We start from the raw sequence: 19,325 nt of genomic DNA on the forward strand, positions 1-19,325 counted from the left end.
ATCCTCCTTCCACCTAGTTAGAACTCTACCTAGTTGGGATGTACCGAAACAATAAGCGAGAGTTTTGAGTCCAGAAAGGAGGCGTCGGCAGATCGGCGCTTAGACAGCAGAAGGTGCAAGATAGGGTGCAACCCGATCGCGGTTCATCGCTACGGATGAACGAAGGAAAATAATGATACGAAAGGGGTACACACCTTACGGAAATTGCGAGTAAGCTTGACCTGATGTTCGGTGCAATTGTTGAAGAGTATTCCAGGTAGCGTTTTGTATCGAGGGTGAGCTGTGGATTTTCTGCGCTTGTTTCGATCGACTGAACCCACTGCTCTGTTAGGTGGGCGTTATAAAGTAATTAATCAGCTAGGGGCTGGCGGGTTTGGTCAAACCTTCCTAGCAGAGGATTTGCACTTACCAGGACATCCTCGCTGTGTGATCAAGCAGCTTAAGCCGCAGTTTAGCAGTGCTCAAGGCTTAGAGACTGCCAAGCGCTTGTTTGATACCGAGGCGAAAGTACTGTATCAACTGGGTGATCATGATCAAATTCCTCGACTGCTGGCCCACTTTGAGCACAATCAAGAATTTTACCTAGCTCAAGAACTGATTGTTGGTGCTCCGTTGTCGGAGGAGTTAATCAATGGCCAACCTTGGACAGAAGAACAGGTGGTCGCGTTGGCGAAAGACATGCTGACGGTGCTATCGTTTGTGCATCAGCAGGGGGTCATTCACCGGGACATTAAACCCCAAAACCTGATTCGTCGCAGCCGCGATGGTCGGGTGGTGCTAATCGATTTTGGAGCCGTAAAGCAAGCCAGCATTCAACTGGCTGATGCTGATGCTGGCCCCACTAAAACCATCTCGATCGGGACGCAGGGATACATGCCCAGCGAGCAGATAGCGGGTAGTCCGCGCTTTAGCAGCGATATCTACGCCGTCGGCAAAATTTGCATTCAAGCCTTAATTGGCGTTGCTCCTAGACATCTCCAGGATGATCCGCATACCGGCGAAGTCAGATGGCGTTATCTAGCTCCCCACGTCAGTTGTGAATTTGCCGAGTTTTTAGAGCAAATGGTGCGGTATGATTTCCGTGCCCGATTCTCCACGGCGATCGACGCACTGTCAGCCCTCGAACAGCTTCCGATCTATGCCAAGGCGACTCCGCTTGCACCACCTCCCACGCCAGCAGCCCTCCTCGATCCGCTACTTCAACCAACGGTGGCTTGGTCAGAGCCATCGACAGCGGTGGCTTCGGATGTAGTTGCCAGTGAAGTTGTCAAGGCCACAACGCTTTTAACCGAAACCTCTCCGCCGCAAGAGTTAATTGGTTCCCCGCTGATTAATCTCCCTGTAACAGAGCCACAGGTTGGCAGTCGATCGCCGACGGATGTGGTAGCTGGAGTGTCACCTCCTGTTCCGATCGCTCCGATTTCAGACCATCTTCCAGAACATCATGCTCGCTCTAGGTTGCAGGGGTTGGATCGAATTCGCACTCAACGCCTTCTGTTGCCACTGATGGGTATAGTGGCGATCGGGTTGCTGTTTGGCGTAGTTAAACTTTCTGCTCCTAATGCTTCATCGGCTGATCCAACGTCTGCTCCTGTAACAGCCCCAACAGATGTCTCTTCTGACAATCCAGGCGATTCAACAACTCCTCCTAATAGCCAGATTCAAGTAGCGGCCCTGCAAACCCAGGCCGATCAACTGCGCCAGAAAGAACAATTTCAGCAGGCGATCGTCCTGTACGATCAGGTCATTTCTCTCAACGCTAAGTCAGCCGAAGCCCAATGGGGACGCTGCTATAGCCTGAATCGATTGCTGAAACCTACTGAAGCATTAGCGGCTTGCAACGCGGCGTTAGCCGTTAATCCAGATTATCCGGAAGCCCTCTGGAGTAAAGGATACGCCCTTGACTTGCAGCAGAAACCTCAGGAAGCACTGCCGTTATATGAACGCGCGATCGCCCTCAAGCCCGATTTTGCCGAAGCATGGAGCAATAAAGGCACAGCGCTATTTCAATTAGGGCGATTTGAAGAAGCGCTTACGTCGTTAAACAAGGCGATCGAGCTAAATCCTAACCTAGCAGAGGCCTGGAACAACCGAGGGGCAGTATTGTGGAGCTTGCGTCGCTTTGATGAAGCCGTTGCTTCGATTGATCGCGCCATCCAAATCAAGCCGGATTATCAAGATGCTTTAAGTTTGCGTGAACAGGTGCGGCAACGGCTTGGACGGTAGCCCCCCATCGAGGTGATGGTTCTAAACCGCTCAGGCATTCACGGGCGACTTGTAATAGTTGCCCAATAGCACCGTGCCGATCGCCAGCTTGCAAACTTCCAACACCCAATATTCGCCGTGCATGAGGTTCATGCGAGTGGGAATTTCTGTAGCCGTTTCAAACAAGTTCAACGGTAATCCCAACGCGCTCATTTCAGGCGTAAGACCGTAGGTGTAGAATAGGCCGATCGACAGTAATGCTAGTGATAGCAGGACTGTCCGATGATGCTGCCAATTGGCTGTAGAGAGTTGGCGACGTAGGATCATGCCTCCCGTCAGAACCACAGCCGCACAGACTAATTCAATGCGATTAAAAACCCAAAAAATCGAATATCCGGCAGTGGCAAAATTTGCCTCGGTCATCATACCGCTGGCGTACAGTGTTGGCATTATGACGAGATCAAGAATGAGACTGCTGCTTATCCAAAATGCCAGAACCGAGATGACAACTGTTCGCCATTGGGGGCGCTGAACATCGAGATGAGAAAAGCTTGTCATAATTTTATGTATGCAAAATCGCGTCTCTATCTTTGAGCTTAGCGGCTATATCTGTCCTTGGTTGGAGATCGGCGTTAATAATTGTGTCGCGGATAGCGTTCAGATAGGTGGCTCTCTACACCCCCGGCTGTGGTCCCCTCACTAAGGGAGACCATAAGACTGCAAGCAGCTCCAGCACGAGGATCATACTTCTGTTCAGCAACGCCGCAGATAAAACGAAGAAGGGCAAGTTCTGCTCACCCTTCTAAATGAATCTATTGAAAAACGCATGAAAGGCGCATAGGCCATGAAGAGTCCGTTGCTGAATTCCAGTATGATTGACGGATCTTGACTATCAGGGCGTTTCACAAAACACCCAAGATTCATTCAATCAGCAACGCCACAAAGAACACAAAGAAAAGTTGTAGAGTGTGCAGGTCGGGTCGAAACCTCCCTATCTTTTCTAGCGAAAGGCTGGTTGATGACGAATTAAGCTGAGAAACTCATCGCGAGTTCTGAGATCTTCCTGGAAAACCCCAATCATGGCACTAGTAACCGTCCACGAGCCAGGCTTTTGCACCCCACGCATGACCATACACATGTGAGTGGCTTCAATCACAACTGCTACCCCTTGCGGATCAAGAATCTCCTGAATTGCTTCAGCAATCTGGCGAGTTAGGCGCTCTTGCACTTGCAGGCGACGGGCATACATTTCCACAATTCGAGCCAATTTGCTTAGACCCACTACCTTCTGGTTGGGAATATAAGCAACGTGCGCTTTGCCCATAAACGGCAGCATGTGATGTTCGCACAAACTGAACACATCAATATCGCGCACCAACACCATCTCGTTGTGTCCTTCATCAAAGATGGCTCCATTCACCAACTCGTCTAGCGATTGATTGTAGCCACTGGTCAAAAAGCGCATTGCTTCTGCGACTCGCTTTGGGGTTTTCAGCAACCCTTCCCGTTCTGGATCTTCTCCCAGGGCTGCCAGCATGGTGTGAACCGAGTCTGTTAGTTGTTGAAATGCCTCGGCTGGGGGATGCTGCGGTTTTGATTGGCGACCGTGCGATGTGCTGCGATCGGGTCGAGTATTGACCCGTTGAGGCAAAGTTGGCTCTGCGGTGACATCTTTGGTAAGAGAAGAATTTGCCGTGAAGGAGTTTGCGCCGTTAGAAGCGTTGGAAGAAGCAATAGTCATAGTTAACCTAGATAAACCTTCAATGATGAGAATCCAAACGTTAAAACTCAACGAATTAAATTGCTCCAGCCCGAGGCATCACAATCAACTCGTCAATAACTGCCTGCGGCGGAAGCAGCACAGTATGAAGGATGGACTGAGCAACCACATCGGGTGTCAGCATTTGAGACCGATCGAACTCTTCTGGAATGGTGTCCCAAATGGGAGTATTAACTGCCCCTGGCGTAATCACAGCCACACGAATGCCGTAGGCCCGCTCTTCAGCGGCTAAAACTTTAGACAACGAGGCAATTCCTGCTTTGCTGACACTGTATGCCCCCCAGCCCGCAAAGGTATGGTGAGCCGCGATCGACGACACATTGACAATAGTGCCCCGTTGCCGCTCCCGCATTCCTGGCAGTACCGCCTGAATACACTGAAAAACACTGGTGAGATTAAGGTCAATCACCCGTTGCCAGTCTGACAACGAAGTAGAGAGCACCTCGCCCGTTTGAGCAATACCAGCATTGTTCACCAAAATGTCGATCGGCAGTTCAGCCGCAATCTGACTAATAGCGGCGTTGACCTGATCCACCACTGCCAAATCCAATGGATAGGTCTTGACGGTAACGCCAGTCTGCGCCACTGTAGCAGCAACTTCGTCTAGCTTAGCTGGAGAACGACTGACCAGTGCCAAATCAATTCCCGCCTCTGCAAACGCTTGAGCCGTTGCCCGACCAATTCCACTGCCTGCTCCTGTAATGAGCGCACATCCAATTGAAGAACCCATGCAATTTTCCGACTACCAACATTGACTAAAGATCCAAAGGATTCGCCTTAAAGTTGTGCCTCAGTTGTCTAAGGCACAATTGCAGTTCTGCCAAACTATGTCCAGAACTCAATTTCAATAAATAAACAAGCTATATAAAAACTTTTTGAGCAAACGCCCCCGCTCTCTTCAAGCTCGTTGAGCCAAGGCTGCATTGAGAACCAGCTAATAGACGTAACCAGCGGGTGGCTGTTACGGAGAAACAGTAAGTAGGGATCAAAGCAAAACCCTCAAAAATTACGTTAACCTGCGATGTGTTAACAATTGTTTCTGTTCACATTATAGCACTGGCGCTCCGAACACTAGACAATGACAACCGAATCTCTATCAATCAATCTTTGTCTATTTATCTATTTGATTGAATAGAAGCAACTTGGCTAACAACTTCAGATAACAAAGGATTTAGGTATTAGTAGATAACCGGTCGAATCAATAATCAAATTAATGATGGCTATCAGTAGATTGCATAGCAAGTGTTCCCAGTCAAGCCGGAACCTCAACAAACATACCGATCTTACGAAATTTTTGATACCGTAATGCGCGACGCTGATGATTCGACATGGCGCAAAGTTCGTCGAGATAGTCTAACAACGTTCGTTTTAAAGTAGATGCCGTTTCCAACGGATCAGAATGTGCCCCTCCAACGGGTTCGGGTAAAACCTGGTCAACAATGCCCAACTCGACCAAGTCAGGTGCGGTAATCTTCAAGGCTTCTGCGGCTTGGGGAGCGTTACTAGCATCGCGCCAAAGAATCGCTGCACATGCTTCTGGGGGGGCTACACAATAGATAGAGTGTTCAAACATCAGCAATCGATCGCCCACGCCAATCCCGAGTGCCCCACCCGATCCACCTTCTCCAATCACCGTGCAAATGATGGGTACTTCCAAGCGAAACATTTCTCGCAAGTTGTAGGCGATCGCCTCTCCTTGTCCTAAGCGTTCAGCCTCTGCCCGAGGATCAGCGGCGGGCGTATCGATGAAGGTGAGAATGGGCATTCCAAAGCGATTTGCATGGTTCATTAATCGAATTGCCTTGCGATACCCCCCCGGCGAAGCCATCCCAAAGTTACGAGCAATATTATCTTTGGTATCGCGCCCCTTCTGGTGTCCCAGCATCACCACAGGCCGCCCTCCCAATCGCGCCACGCCACCTACAATTGCTGGATCATCAGTGCCTGTGCTGCGATCGCCGTGCATTTCAATCCACTCATCGGTCATCGCTTGAATGTAATCAAGCGTACTAGGGCGGCGAGGATGACGAGCGACTTGCAGCCGTTGAAACGGAGTTAAGCTGCCAAAAATTTCCTGTCGCAACTGAACAGCCCTTGCCTCTAACTGCCGAATTTGGTCAGATACATCGACCTCATTTTCTTCTGCAAGTTCCCGAATTTGGGCTATGCGGGCATCTAGCTCGGCTAATGGTTTTTCAAAATCTAATAGGATTGTTCGGCGTTCAGGAGTGGCCATAGGATATAAGCAGCTAAAAATACTAAATTCAATGAAGATTTTAAGGAGGTGAAAAGGACGGTTGCCTGCTCACCGGTTGAGCCGTAAAGAAGCAGTAAAACTGTGACAACTCGGCCCAACGTGCAAATAGTTTCACCATACCACTGACCAAGGCATAGATTTTATAGGGTTTTCCGACCCTTGAAGTAGGGTTGGAGCACCTCTGGAATCTGTACCGTTCCATCGGGTTGTTGATAGTTTTCCAAAATAGCCGCCATGGTGCGCCCTACTGCTAGCCCGGAGCCATTCAACGTGTGCACAAATTGTGTTCCTTTCTTCCCCGCTTCCTTAAACCGAATATTCCCTCGTCTTGCTTGAAAATCGCGACAGTTAGAACAACTGGAAATTTCGCGATATTTACCTGACGACGGCAGCCACACCTCTAAGTCATACGTTTTGGTGGAAGCAAAGCCCAAATCGCCGGTACACAGTTCAATGACTCGATAGGGCAATTTTAGGGCTTGTAGAATAGCTTCAGCATCTTGCAGTAAGGTTTGATGCTCGGCTTCAGAGGTGTCGGGGTGCACAAACTTATATAGCTCGACCTTATTAAATTGGTGCAGCCGAATCAGCCCCCGGGTATCGCGTCCATAGCTACCGGCCTCTCGTCGAAAGCAGGGCGTGTAGGCACAGTAGTGTTTGGGTAATTCTTCGGCCGATAGAATTTCGTCGCGATGCAGGCTAGTAATCGGAACTTCGGCGGTTGGGGTTAGCCACAGATCGTCTCGATCGCACTTAAAGCTTTCTTCGGCAAACTTGGGTAATTGACCAGACGCCGTTAGCGAGGCGGTGTTCACCAAAAACGGTGGCAGGATTTCCGTGTAGCCTGCTTCGATTTGACGATCGAGCATGAACTGAATCAACGCTCGTTCCAGTGCCGCTCCAGCCCCAATTAAGGTGACAAAGCGACTTTGAGCTATGCGGGTCGATCGTTCAAAATTAAAAATTCCCAGTTTCTCGCCAATTTCCCAATGCGGCAGAATATCGGCATGTTGGGGCAAATAGTCATCGCCCCAGCGCTTAAGCTCAACGTTATCCTCTTCATCTTTACCGATGGGTGTACTGTCGCTGGGCAAATTGGGAATCGTGAGCAGCAATGCCTCCAGTTGTGCCTTCAGCTCTCGCTCTTGTGGTTCCAGTTCACTTAATTGAGCTTTAACTTGATTGCCTTCCTCGCGCAGGGTTTGAACTTCGGCATCATCCGGTTTAGCTCCAGCTTTCATTCGTTGCCCTACTAGCTTGCCAATTTCATTACTGCGGGCTTGTAAGGCCGATCGACGAACCTCTAGGTCGCGCTGGTTTTGATCTAATTCTAAAATGGGGCTGAGGTCGAATGTGCCTCGGGATTTTAATCGGGCTTGAAAGTGTTCTGGATTTTCCCGTAACTGCTTGAGATCAATCACAACGGCTCCTCAAACTTTAGGCTGCGATCGGTTGCCAATACACCAGGATAACCTGGATTTGAGCCACTGAAATGCATAAAAGAGAAGGAAGCCAGGGCAACTGGATAAAAATCGCTGAACTCCAGAAGGCACGATGGGGCATTATTCCCTTGTTGGGGCATTATTCCCTTGTTGTCGATTCGCGATCGTTTTACTCCATTTGGGTTGCCCGTGTAACCAGCTTTACAAGCATAGTTCACCCCCACCCTTTCAGCAGAATTTAGGGAATACAACCACTATGAGCCTGACCATAATCAGTGCGATCGTATCAACTCATACCAATTTAGAGCTATGACTGCAACAGACGAGACCCCTCCCAATCTCCCCTTACTAAGAGGAGGTGCCACGGGCGGTTCAGTATCGACTAGAGCCAACCGCTGTCTTCAGAAGATCTAGCATTCTCTGGGCATCTTCTTGCCCCTCATCCCTCAATTTCTGCTCCCACACGGGGCGAAGGGACTTCAACGATCGAAGATTAAATTAGTTAGGCTGAATGAATTTATCAATTAAAATGTAAGGAATTGGCAGTAGAAACCAAATATAATCCCACCAGGAAGGGTTAATGAATACTACGCCAATTGTTAAAAATGAGAAAATAGGTTCGATCAAAGCGTAATAGAAAATAGAGTTGATTGTTTTTTGATCTAAGCTTGAATCAATTAGGCGATGATTTTGCGTAGCGTAGAGCCAACTGATCGCAGCTAGAAATCCAATGAATGCGGTATTGATGCTAAACCATATTTTGACGATCGTATTTTCAGAAAAATACATTGTAAGCGTATTGGAATACGGAATTAGAAACATCCCCATCAAATATAGTAATTGCAACCAAATATGTAGCTCATTCTCTCGTTTGTAAAATTTGAAACGTTTAGTGTGCTCAAACCAGTAGAAGCCCACCACAATGAAGGCGACAGCATACGCGCTAAGTGGTTGTAATTGAGACCATAGAAAATTAATAATTTCTTGATTGGCAAGCGATCGAGCCGCTTCAGGTTCCTGCAAAATTAAGAAATTTTGGGCCATGGCCAGTGCAAATAAAACATCAGCTACTCGTCCAAGGTGCATTAGCATGGTTTGGGGCGCTTGACCTGAAACCGCCTGATTATCTGTCGAAGGTTGATTCATCTTGTTTGTTTGCAGTTTAGTCTACTAAACCCGATCGTACGGCCAGTACTACCGCCTGAATGCGATGATTGACTCCGAACTTATTCAGGATATTACGCACATGGGTTTTGACCGTGCTAATACTAATGCAAAGGCTGGTAGCAATTTCTGGATTGCTGTATCCTTCTGCAAGCAGCTTAAGAACTTGCAGTTCACGGGCTGAGAGATTGGCTGAAAGATGCAAAGTAGACATAGTAAAAAACAAGCAATAAGAAGCTGAAATTAATCTTTGATTTGAATCCATTGAGAAACTAATTTAATTGATATCAGCTTAAATCGTGAATTATTAAAAAATCTATTCATCTATCAAATAGTGACTTGATTGCAAGCATCTAGTTGACGTTGTCGCATCAGCAAAAATAATGGTAGTGCAAGAGAAACTCCAACCAGTAAGTGACTGACAAGATACAGCCATAAGTGATTTATCTTTAACCGCTTTCCTTCAGAAAGGATAAATACCCAAAGCACGATTGATGTAACAATCAAATCCACACCAAAAAAACTAGAAATTCGGTTAGCAAACAATTGTTCTAAGAACAAATGACTATCAAAACCATGTTCTAGAAGAAAAGGAATGAGTTGCGTATACGGCAACGTAGTTCCCACAATGCAAAGCGCCCAATACACAATCACTAGCATTCTAAGTTTCTCCCACCAACTCACAGAATGAAGTTAGACAACGACTTTCGCTTGTAAGACAACCCTTATTTGAGGACTATAATATATATACGAAACTGTATCGTATTGAAAATAAAACGTCAATAGAGCTTTGCTTTTAGGTAGCAGTCAGTGCAGTGAATAGAAATGTATGGCTGAGTGCAACAGCCTGAGCGATGATGAAGAGATGAGCAAATCAACAAAAAGTGGAATCGGTCGTCCTCGCAGCATTGAAGCAGACCAAGCGATCCTGCAAGCAACATTAAGTCTGTTAGCCGAAGTTGGCTATCAGTCTATGAGCATAGAAGCGATCGCCGCTCGAGCTGGTGTAGGAAAAGCAACCATTTATCGGCGCTATTCTTCCAAAGAAGAACTAGTGGCCGACGCCCTTGAAAGTCAATTTGGTGAGGAAGAACCAATCCCTGATACAGGCAACTTTTGGCAGGATCTAGAAGCGGTGATTGGAAACGTTATTGAAGCCACGCTCACCGATTTGGGGCGTCAAACTATCGCTTTGATCATTAGTACAGCCTCCAGCAGCCCTCAGTTTGCCCAAATTTACTATGCGAAATACATTGCTCCTCATCGCGACGCTCTAGCCGTACTATTCGATCGCGCTACGCAACGGGGAGAAATTGAGCGGTCAATTGACGCTGAATTCTTTGTGGATTTAGTTGCCAGCTCTATCCTTTATGCCATTATGTTTAAGCCCACCCTTAGCACCATAGAGTCCCATATTCGCCGAGTCGTGAATTTAGCAATTCAGGGACAAGATACAGCAGAAGAACCAAGGAGCCGAGTAGAGGAGTGAATGGACAAAATGGACAATAAATCGTGAATCATCTGCATCTACTTATGCATTCCCTCTTCCCTATTTCCCCCCTCTATTTTCTCTCGCTTCACGCTTGAGTGAGGACTGGTTCCTGCGATCGCTGCTGTTGAGACGGTTGCTCTTCATCAGTACAATACACTTCGCAAGAATTGTTGGGGCTTTCGATCAGCTTTACTTTATAAAGTTTTGCGCCAATGTTCTGAATTGGTTGTTTCAATCGATCGCGAATATGCACAGCAATATTCTCTGCTGTTGGCACAACTTCCGCAAAATAGGGAATATCTTTGTTCAAAAAGGTGTGATCGAATGGTTCTACTACATATTCGTTAACAGCCTTTTCAAATTCATCAAGATCGGCAATCATGCCAGTTCGGGGATCGATTTCTCCTTTGATTGTTACTTCTAGATGATAGTTATGTCCATGTCCGTGCACACGAGCGCACTTACCATAGATCTCACTATTTTGCTCCAAGGTTAAATAGGGCAACGCCAGTCGATGTGCCGCGCTAAAGTGAGTACTGATCGTGAGATAAGCTTCCATACCGTTTCCTTCGTAGTCTGCCCAAAGTTCAGGATGTTCAACGAGTTGAATGCGGACTAACGGCAGATGATCTGCCAACCGATGCCAAATTACTCTAGCGATATTTTCAGTTGTGGGTAACGTTTCGCGAAACTCTGACCATGCCTCATTTAAATAGGAGAAATTAAGCTGGCTGATCACTTCGCGCTTAATCACCTGCTTCACATCTGACAGATTCAGCACCATGCCGTATCTATCTAGTTCTCCTTCCATCGAGACATATAGCACGTAGTTGTGCCCATGCCCAGGCGCTTTTGCGGTCAACCCAAAGCGGCGATCGTTTTCCTCATCACTCAATTCCGGCAGCCAATAGCGATGACTAGCAGAGAATTGTGCTCGTCGATTAATGATGCACTTCATGAAAGCCGTTAAGTTCTGTAAAGCCTCTTCCCCAGCATAACAGAATCCCAGGTCTTGCTGTGCCCTTTCCCCATCTACTCATCTCTCGTCCCCATTCCTCATCCATCCTTCTGCCCTGCATCAGCCCTTTCAGAACATAGTTGTTAATAGCACCAGAACTAGCGCTTCCGTCCATTCCACTGTTGCTCCATAGGTATCTCCTGTATGCCCACCCAGTTTGTGGTGAAACCAAGCGGGCACAATCAACGCGATCGCAAGACAGAATAATGGGTAAAGGATAGAAGAGAAGGGGGACAACAGGAACGGGAACCACATCGGCAAAGCACTTAGCCCCAACAGCAGCAGCAGTGAGGGCAGGGTGTTCCAAAGGGATGGAATCGCTTGTTTGTGAAATGCACCTTTGCCAGTAGGTTTGAGGTACGGGTAGCGGGCGATCGCAACTTGTTGGGCCCAGCGTCCCCACCCACATGCCAACAGCAACCCAAGCCAACGCCCTTGGGGTAGGTCAGCCAAAGCGGCCGTTTTCAGTAATAGCAGGGAAACGGCAGCCATCGCTCCAAAGGCTCCAGTTGCACTATCGGACATAACCTGTAAGCGGCGATCGGGATTGGTGACGGCCAAACCATCGGCAGTGTCCATTGCTCCATCAAGGTGTAGCCCACCTGTCAGGACAATCCAACTCACAACAACTACGGCACTACGAGTGAACAACGGCATCCCCATAACAGCCAACCCCTGATCTAAACCTCCCAACACCCCCCCGATCATTAGTCCAACAATGGGTGCCAGTTTAGATACCGTTTGAAATTCCCCATTCTCAGCCATGGACAGCGGAATTGCTGTGTAAAACACGATCGCCGCTACGAACCTAGACCAAATCATCATCGGAAATTACGGAGAAGCGTATTATTTGTGACTAAATGACACGCATTAGCTTCAGCATTTTGGCTGAATTTCTTATGCATGATTACCGCGATAATAATATCGAAGGAGCCTTTTAACTCTAGACCAGGTCGGCAACGCTGAATAACTTTCTTGAAACTTGCTAGAAGCCGCCCGGAATTCTCAGGTTAATATGGTTTTGTGTTCTACCGTTTCAAGTAAATTTTAATTAGATTGGTTTATGTCTTGTTTTAAAACCTCAGTTACCGTTCAGCTTTTTACGACATTCCAACCTGTTGCGGAGAACGTCTGAAACCAAGCATTCAGTATTTATTTGGCAAGCTATCGTCTAGCAACGCCGCATCAAACTTTTTTAAAGCAGTTCTGGAGTGTGCTCTGGTGGGTGTGCTATTAAGTGTAATGGGATAGTCAGTTAAACGTAGGTTTTTTTCAGAAGCAAGTATCCAGTTCAGCCTCATCCCGGAGCAGTTAGAACAAATTTCAGTGCTTCTGTTTGAGCACTGATGAAGCTAAAAGCGGCGATCGTTGCTTGTGAAGCGTTTTTAATTCCGTTCACCTGTTATCCTACGCGACCTGAGGTTTGCGACTTAAAGGCATTTTTTCTATGAGTCACGATCAACTTTCTGCCAATAAACAGTTACCTGCGCCCTGTATTGTTGATACAGGCATTGTTGTCGGCAAACAGGATATTCAACGACTGCTCAGTGATTTGACTCGTGTGCGCTACTGCTACAGCCAAGACATGACTCAGTTGGCGGCTGGAGAAGGGTGTATTCTAGAAGTCTTTGCCGATCCACAGCGATCGACTTTAGTGGCAAACCATGCGCTTTACATCAACGTCTGTAGTTTTGACTATTTGGAACTAGAGATTCTACCCGATCAACAAGCTTGCTTTCGGTTAACGCAAGATAACTGCCAACTGCAACTCATTCCCCTGTCCAATCCACTTCAAGAACACACCTCCCGCAACTTCAACATTGCAACCTTGGAGGCTGTCATTGCGGATGTCTTGTCGGCCAATTGGGATATGCAGCTTGACGATGAGGAAAATTTTTCTATGTAAAAATTGAAATCATGTAGATTGAGATATCGATCGCCGAACACTAAGGCGATTCAGCTAATTTAACCTGTCCACCCTCCGCCTTCCACTTCTACCCCAACGTTGACGCCTTCTTTTTCCTTCCATCTTCAAGCTCAATGTAGCCACACTCATGCTCGTGCTGGTTGTTTTACAACACCCCATGGTGTGGTGGAAACCCCTCGATTTATGCCAGTTGGAACCCTGGCTAATGTAAAGACCTTAACGCCAGCACAGGTCGAGGCCACCGGGGCGCAGATGATTTTGGCAAATACCTATCACCTACATCTTCAGCCCGGAGAAACCATCGTCTCTAAGGCAGGTGGCCTTCACTCGTTTATGAACTGGCGTGGCCCTATCCTCACAGATTCAGGCGGATTTCAGGTGTTTAGCCTCAGCGAAATTCGATCAATCGCTGAAGACGGGGTGACGTTTCGATCGCCTAAGGATGGTCAATTCATTCATCTCACCCCAGAGAAGTCGATCGAGATCCAGAACGCGCTGGGGGCAGATGTGATTATGGCCTTTGATGAATGCCCGCCCTATCCTGCCAGCCGAGAAGCGGTGATTGAGGCAACGCAGCGTACCTATCGATGGTTAAAGCGTTGTGTTGTGGCCCATCAACGATCAGATCAAGCCCTATTTGGTATTGTTCAAGGCGGGGTGTACCCCGATCTACGCCAGGAGGCAGCCGAAGCGTTGACGGAGTTAGATTTACCAGGCTATGCCATTGGGGGGGTGAGTGTTGGTGAACCCGCAGACTTGATTGAGAAAATTGTTCAGACGACGGCTCCTCGGTTGCCTGCCCACAAACTCCGCTATCTGATGGGTGTGGGAACCCATCGCGAAATGGTACAGGCGATTGCGGCTGGCGTGGATGTGTTTGACTGTGTAATTCCTACCCGGTTAGCGCGGCATGGCAGCGCGATGGTGCGAGGGGCACGTTGGAATCTGAAGAATGCTCGCTACAAAGAAGATTTCACTCCGCTAGATCCCGACTGCTCTTGCTATACCTGTCAATACTTTACCCGCGCTTATCTCAGCCATTTGTTGCGCTCCCAAGAATTGCTAGGCTATACGCTTCTTTCCATTCATAACATCACGGAACTGGTGCAGTTTACCCAGCAGATTCGCGCTGCCATTTTAGCCGATCGCTTTGCCAATGAATTTGCCGATTGGCTTCAGCCTAATGCAATGGAGGCTGCCACCTAAACTGAACAGGGTTCAATTCCAAACCCCTCAGCCCTCAGTCCTAATTGCCTGCTAGGATCAGGCAGTGAAGGATAATCATTGCAGGCTGGGCGTTGAGAAGCAAACCAGTTAGCCACCACTGACTGAATTGTTGAAGGTTTCTCTCACCCGGTCTTAATCCTGGTGGTGTATCCCACAAAGTTAGTGTCTCCTTTAGTGGTGAAATAGAAGGCATGGGACTGAAACGACGGGCGTTCTTACGGCGATCGGGTTTGTTGATGGCGGCACTCGGAATCAGTGAAGCTGGATTGTCGCTGCTAGCAGAACGCTATCAACAGGCTCTTGCTCAACCGACTCGGCGAAAACTGGCACTGTTAGTGGGGATCAATCAATACCCCGAACAGGTGTGTGATTGTGCTCTAGTTCGGGGTAATGCCTTGAATGGCTGTTTAACGGACGTAGAGTTACAGCGCGAACTGCTAATTCATCGGTTTGGATTTCAACCCAGCGATATTTTGGTCTTGACCGATCAACAGGCAACTCGGCAAAACATTGAAGATGCTTTTTTATTTCATCTCACCAACCAAGCTCAAGCAGGCGATGTGGTGGTCTTTCACTTCAGTGGATTAGGCAGCCGCATTCACAGCGAATCACCGGGTGAGTCGCAGACTAGTTTAGTTCCGATAGATGGCTGGATGCCAACGGATGACGATCCCACGATTCATGATTTGCTAGAAGACACACTGGGGCTACTGCTGCGATCGCTGTCCACCGAGCAGGTGACAACGATTCTGGATGCAGGATATACCGATTTGGGTCGCACGGTTCAAGGCAATTTGCGCATTCGATCGCGCCCCACAGCCGTGATTGGGCAACCAAGCGAAGCCGAGTTGGCCATTCAGGAACAGTTGATGAGTCAATTTAAACTTTCGCCTGAACAAGTGCGAACCCAGTGGCAGTCGGGGCAGTTGCCGGGTGTGGTCTTAACCGCAAGTCGATCGAACCTCATTGCGACAGAAGGACAGTGGAATGGGTTTAATGCTGGTTTGTTTACCTATGCGTTGACGCAACAACTGTGGTGGTCTACGCCAGCTACCACGCTAAGAACGAGCCTCAGTTTGGCCGCTAGTAGTGTTAAACAACTGTCTGGCATTGAACAACAGCCAGGATTGGTGGGGCAGAAGTTGCAACTGACCAAACTTCCTGCCTATAACCTCACGCCTGAAACGACGGATGCCGATGGGGTGATTCAGGCAGTTGATGACGATGGACGAGTGCATGTGTGGTTGGCGGGTCTGCCAACGCTAGTGTTAGAGCATTATGGGGCTGCTTCGGTGTTGGCGATCGTTTCCCCTGCGGCTGAACTGGCGACCGATTCAACCGAGAATGAAGCGTCTTCAAACAAAGCTCAACTACCGCTGCTGCAAACTCGCTCACGAGATGGGTTGATGGTAAAAGCCCGTCCCTGCTGTGGTGAATCAAGTCAGTTCATTCGATCGGGACAATTGGTGCAAGAGTTGGTGCGCGTATTGCCGCGCAATATTGGGTTAACTGTGGCACTCGATGCTAGCCTAGAGCGAATTGAGCGGGTAGATGCCACAAGTGCCTTTTCGAGCATTCCTCGCGTCTCGTCCGTGATTGCAGGAGAACCAGCCGACTTTTTGTTTGGCAAAACTGCGATGGCACAACCCACGCTGACCGCCTCATTGGCCCCGTCCCCGGCTCCGGCCAATCGTAACTATGGGTTGTTTTCTCTGGGACGCGATGCCATTCCTAACACATTGACGCAAGACGATGAAGCCATTAAAACGGCTGTTAATCGCATTACTCCACAACTGCGAACATTATTGGCTTTAAAGCTACTGCGGCTGACGGCGAATCGGGGGTCGTCTCGGCTCAATCTTCAAGCCACCTTGGAAATGATCGCCCCGCAAGAGCGCATCATCATGCAGCAAGAAACCGTACGGTTGCAACCTGCTTCGCTGCTGGAGAAAGAAGTGAAGCCGCGTGTGTATACCGCCGATTTGTTTACGACCGATGGATCAGCGACATTGCCGATCGGCAGTCGCATTCGCTATCAGTTGCGCAATTGTGGTAGCCAGCCTGTTTACTTTATTTTGCTGGGGCTTGATCCTAGTGGCAATCCGATCGCCTTTTATTCGACGGCTGAAAGTACCGCGATTCTGCCGGGTGAAACCCTGGTTGTGCCACAGGCCGTGACGGAATGGGTGGTGCAAGGCACGTCTGGACTAGCAGAAACTCATCTGATTCTGAGTCGATCGCCCTTCACGCAAGCCTATCAAGCCCTCAAAGCCCCCTCGCAAGCGGATGTGCGGCAAGTAGTTGTCATTCAAAACCCGCTAGATGTCATGCAAATGGTGCTGCAAGATCTGCACAACGCCAGCGCGGATCTGCTTCCTCATGTCGATATTCCTGCCGATACCTATGCCTTGGATGTTCACGCCTGGACAACGTTTAGCTTTGTATATCAGGTGACGCAGGGATAAAACAAGAAGGCGAAACAAGCAATTCGTGTCAGTAGTGAGATATGACAGCAGGGTAGGACAAGAATTTTCTTCAAACTTTATCGATTCATCGCAATTTGGGCGGTTAAGGTAGAACAAGTGCTGTAAATTGAAAAACTTAGGTTGGGAAGTAGTTCAACCCTTATGTATGACTGCATCATTGTCGGGGCTGGCCCGGCCGGTGGTAGCGCCGCCTATCATTTAGCCAAACGTGGCCGATCGGTTTTAGTCCTCGAAAAGGCATCGTTGCCCCGCTACAAACCCTGTGGCGGCGGCGTCTCCCCTCAAGTGGCGCAATGGTTCGACTTTGATTTCACTCCTGCAATTTCCTTAAAGGTGAATGCGCTCCAGTTTACTTGGAATATGGGGGATACGGTTGATGCCCATCTAGAAACGATCGAACCGATTTGGATGGTACGACGCGATGTATTCGATCATTTTTTGATTCAGCAGGCCCAACAGCAGGGTGCTGAACTGAAAGATGGACTAGAAGTCACGGGCATTACCTTCCAGGGCGATCAGTGGCGAGTAAATACGGCACAGGGGACAATGTCTGGGCGCTATCTAATTGCGGCCGATGGAGCCAAGGGGCCGATGGCCAAGTGGCTTGGTTTTAACAACCGCAAACGCCAGTTAGCCGGAGCACTGGAAGCCGAAGCGCCGATCGAAAATCCGGCCAGCACGGTTAACTTTGAATTTGGCATGGTCAAGAATGGCTATATTTGGAACTTCCCCAAAGCCGACGGCTATTCGATTGGCATTGGTACCTTTCGAGGGGGGGGTGGGGCACAAGATTTCAAAGCTATTTTGAGCCACTATGCTCAAATGTTTGATGTGAACCTCAGCACCTGCCAGCAGCATGGTCATCCCATCTGTTTGTGGAACGGGCAACAACCTTTACATACGCAAAATGCCATCTTGGCCGGAGAAGCCGCTTGTGTGGTTGATCCATTCACTGCCGAAGGCATTCGCCCTTCTATTTTTAGTGGCATCAAAGCGGCAGAAGCGATCGATCAAGCCGTTGGCGGCAACGATAATGCCTTGGCTCAGTACACCGACGTGATGAACCGGGAATGGGGCGAAGAAATGGTTTGGGCCCAGCGGCTTGCTGCCATTTTTTACCGCATTCCCAGCGTAGGCTATAAACTTGGCGTCAAGCGGCCCTCATCCCCTGAGCGCATGGCAAAAATTCTCTGTGGCGAATTGCGTTACAGCGATGTTGCTAACCGTGCCCTCAAACGGCTGAGCGCAGGATTGATTCAGGGATGAAGGCTAAAGGCTAACCCCCAATTCCTAAGCCCTACTACGGAACCTGCTGCAATAACTGTGCCGCGCTGCTAGCCCACTGAGCATTCCCTTGGGTGGCAAACAAATCTCTGGCATACTGCAATACTTGACGCGCCTCGGCATACTGTCCCTGATGAATAAACACCAACCCCGCCCCATAGTAGGCGTTGGGATAATTGCGGTTGGCTTCTGCCGATCGCCGGAACGCATTCAGCGCCTCACTCAGATTCCCCTGCTGATACAAAATTGTACCTAGACTATAGTGGGCCTCGGCATAGTTAGGATTCATAGCTACAGCCTGCTGAAGGGCTTGTATGGCTTTGGGAACATCGCCCTGCTGCAAATAAGTTAAACCCAGATGATAAGCCGCCTCTGGAGCATTCGATAGTTGCAAGGCCTGCTGAAGGGCGGTAATTGCTCCGGTTGTATCGCCTTGCATCCGCTTCACTAGACCCAAATTGTAATACCCCACACCCATCTGTGGATCAAGCTCGATCGATCGCTGAAGATATTGCACCGCTAAGTCCAGATTGTTGCCCTCTAGTAAAGCGGCTCCCAAGTTGGCATAGGCTAGGGCGAAGCTTGGCTCGGTTTGAATCGCTTGATAAAAAGCGGTAGCGGAACCTTGCAGATCGCCTTTTTCGCGCAAGGCCAAGCCCAAATTATAGTGCGCCAAGGTCAAGTTGGGATTCAGCGTAACCGCCTGTCGGAACGCCACGATCGCTGGCTCAATTTGCCCTTGCTGGATATATTGCAAACCCAAATCTAGCTGTCCTTCCGGTGTGGAAGTATCGGACTGAGCATCAATGCTGAGCGTTGGCAAGACTTGTGACTGGGCTAGCGCAGTTCCGGGTAGAACCAGCCAGAGTAAGGTTCCAACCATTGCGCTGCCGACCCATCCCTTTTTTCGATCGTCCCCGTTGCTCATCGTTCATTGACTCCTGACGCCGCTTGACCTTGCATCGACCATCACTATCGAACCCGATGGCTGATCCGGCTGACTTGCTGCCTATCGCCAAGCATTGTAGTCTGGAACGCTGAAA

The 19,325-nt window shown here is 48.8% G+C and carries 16 protein-coding genes and 1 pseudogene; 6 read left to right on the forward strand and 11 right to left on the reverse strand.

Translation table 11 applies throughout. The features are described 5' to 3' along the window. The first annotated feature begins 282 nt into the window (after window positions 1-282). On the forward strand, window positions 283-2,226 hold the full coding sequence (locus OXH18_RS07675) for a protein kinase domain-containing protein (protein WP_268611903.1): 1,944 nt from the start codon (window positions 283-285) through the stop codon (window positions 2,224-2,226). 30 nt (window positions 2,227-2,256) lie between these two features. Here the strand turns inward: OXH18_RS07675 and OXH18_RS07680 are convergent, their stop codons facing one another. From OXH18_RS07680 to OXH18_RS07715, 8 genes and pseudogenes are all read right to left on the reverse strand, one after another. Continuing rightward, window positions 2,257-2,763 (reverse strand): DUF4149 domain-containing protein, encoded by a 507-nt coding sequence (locus OXH18_RS07680; protein WP_268611905.1) that lies wholly within the window; start codon window positions 2,761-2,763, stop codon window positions 2,257-2,259. Between the two features lie 442 nt (window positions 2,764-3,205). Next, entirely contained in the window at window positions 3,206-3,946 is a 741-nt protein-coding gene (gene folE, locus OXH18_RS07685; protein ID WP_268611906.1) for a GTP cyclohydrolase I FolE, read from the reverse strand. A 55-nt stretch (window positions 3,947-4,001) separates the two neighbouring features. Further along, window positions 4,002-4,715, reverse strand: a complete 714-nt coding sequence (locus tag OXH18_RS07690) for an SDR family oxidoreductase (RefSeq protein WP_268611907.1) — start codon at window positions 4,713-4,715, stop codon at window positions 4,002-4,004. 522 nt (window positions 4,716-5,237) lie between these two features. Continuing rightward, window positions 5,238-6,221 (reverse strand): acetyl-CoA carboxylase carboxyltransferase subunit alpha, encoded by a 984-nt coding sequence (locus OXH18_RS07695; protein ID WP_268611909.1) that lies wholly within the window; start codon window positions 6,219-6,221, stop codon window positions 5,238-5,240. A 161-nt stretch (window positions 6,222-6,382) separates the two neighbouring features. After that, the gene (serS, locus tag OXH18_RS07700) at window positions 6,383-7,663 is read right to left on the reverse strand and encodes a serine--tRNA ligase (protein ID WP_268611910.1); all 1,281 of its coding nucleotides are present in this window, start codon (window positions 7,661-7,663) and stop codon (window positions 6,383-6,385) included. A 519-nt stretch (window positions 7,664-8,182) separates the two neighbouring features. Further along, the gene (locus tag OXH18_RS07705; protein WP_268611911.1) at window positions 8,183-8,830 is read right to left on the reverse strand and encodes a TMEM175 family protein; all 648 of its coding nucleotides are present in this window, start codon (window positions 8,828-8,830) and stop codon (window positions 8,183-8,185) included. A 16-nt stretch (window positions 8,831-8,846) separates the two neighbouring features. Further along, window positions 8,847-9,041 (reverse strand): annotated as a pseudogene (locus OXH18_RS07710) (response regulator transcription factor); the annotation flags it as partial. A 134-nt stretch (window positions 9,042-9,175) separates the two neighbouring features. Continuing rightward, window positions 9,176-9,508, reverse strand: coding sequence for a DUF2834 domain-containing protein (locus tag OXH18_RS07715; protein WP_268611914.1), 333 nt, complete (start codon window positions 9,506-9,508; stop codon window positions 9,176-9,178). A 205-nt stretch (window positions 9,509-9,713) separates the two neighbouring features. Between OXH18_RS07715 and OXH18_RS07720 the strand changes: the two genes are divergently transcribed. After that, on the forward strand, window positions 9,714-10,337 hold the full coding sequence (locus tag OXH18_RS07720; protein WP_268611916.1) for a TetR/AcrR family transcriptional regulator: 624 nt from the start codon (window positions 9,714-9,716) through the stop codon (window positions 10,335-10,337). 88 nt (window positions 10,338-10,425) lie between these two features. On the opposite strand, the gene OXH18_RS07725 is transcribed toward OXH18_RS07720, so the two are convergent. Next, on the reverse strand, window positions 10,426-11,298 hold the full coding sequence (locus OXH18_RS07725; RefSeq protein WP_268611917.1) for a 6-carboxytetrahydropterin synthase: 873 nt from the start codon (window positions 11,296-11,298) through the stop codon (window positions 10,426-10,428). Between the two features lie 129 nt (window positions 11,299-11,427). Further along, window positions 11,428-12,183, reverse strand: coding sequence for an adenosylcobinamide-GDP ribazoletransferase (cobS, locus tag OXH18_RS07730; RefSeq protein ID WP_268611918.1), 756 nt, complete (start codon window positions 12,181-12,183; stop codon window positions 11,428-11,430). Between the two features lie 622 nt (window positions 12,184-12,805). Between cobS and OXH18_RS07735 the strand changes: the two genes are divergently transcribed. The 4 genes from OXH18_RS07735 (at window position 12,806) to OXH18_RS07750 (ending at window position 18,264) form a co-directional block, all read left to right on the forward strand. Beyond that, a complete protein-coding gene (locus OXH18_RS07735; RefSeq protein ID WP_268611919.1) occupies window positions 12,806-13,264 on the forward strand; it encodes a hypothetical protein in 459 nt (152 codons plus the stop codon). 99 nt (window positions 13,265-13,363) lie between these two features. Beyond that, entirely contained in the window at window positions 13,364-14,491 is a 1,128-nt protein-coding gene (gene tgt / locus OXH18_RS07740; RefSeq protein ID WP_268611920.1) for a tRNA guanosine(34) transglycosylase Tgt, read from the forward strand. Window positions 14,492-14,703: 212 nt separating this feature from the next. Beyond that, window positions 14,704-16,977, forward strand: a complete 2,274-nt coding sequence (locus tag OXH18_RS07745) for a caspase family protein (protein ID WP_268611921.1) — start codon at window positions 14,704-14,706, stop codon at window positions 16,975-16,977. A 162-nt stretch (window positions 16,978-17,139) separates the two neighbouring features. Next, window positions 17,140-18,264: a geranylgeranyl reductase family protein gene (locus OXH18_RS07750; RefSeq protein WP_268611922.1), complete on the forward strand. Its 1,125-nt coding sequence runs from the start codon at window positions 17,140-17,142 to the stop codon at window positions 18,262-18,264. A gap of 34 nt (window positions 18,265-18,298) precedes the next feature. Here OXH18_RS07750 and OXH18_RS07755 read toward each other — a convergent pair whose 3' ends face one another. Next, on the reverse strand, window positions 18,299-19,210 hold the full coding sequence (locus tag OXH18_RS07755; protein ID WP_268611923.1) for a tetratricopeptide repeat protein: 912 nt from the start codon (window positions 19,208-19,210) through the stop codon (window positions 18,299-18,301). Window positions 19,211-19,325: the final 115 nt, after the last annotated feature.

This window comes from Thermocoleostomius sinensis A174 (assembly GCF_026802175.1).
Taxonomy (GTDB): domain Bacteria; phylum Cyanobacteriota; class Cyanobacteriia; order Elainellales; family Elainellaceae; genus Thermocoleostomius; species Thermocoleostomius sinensis.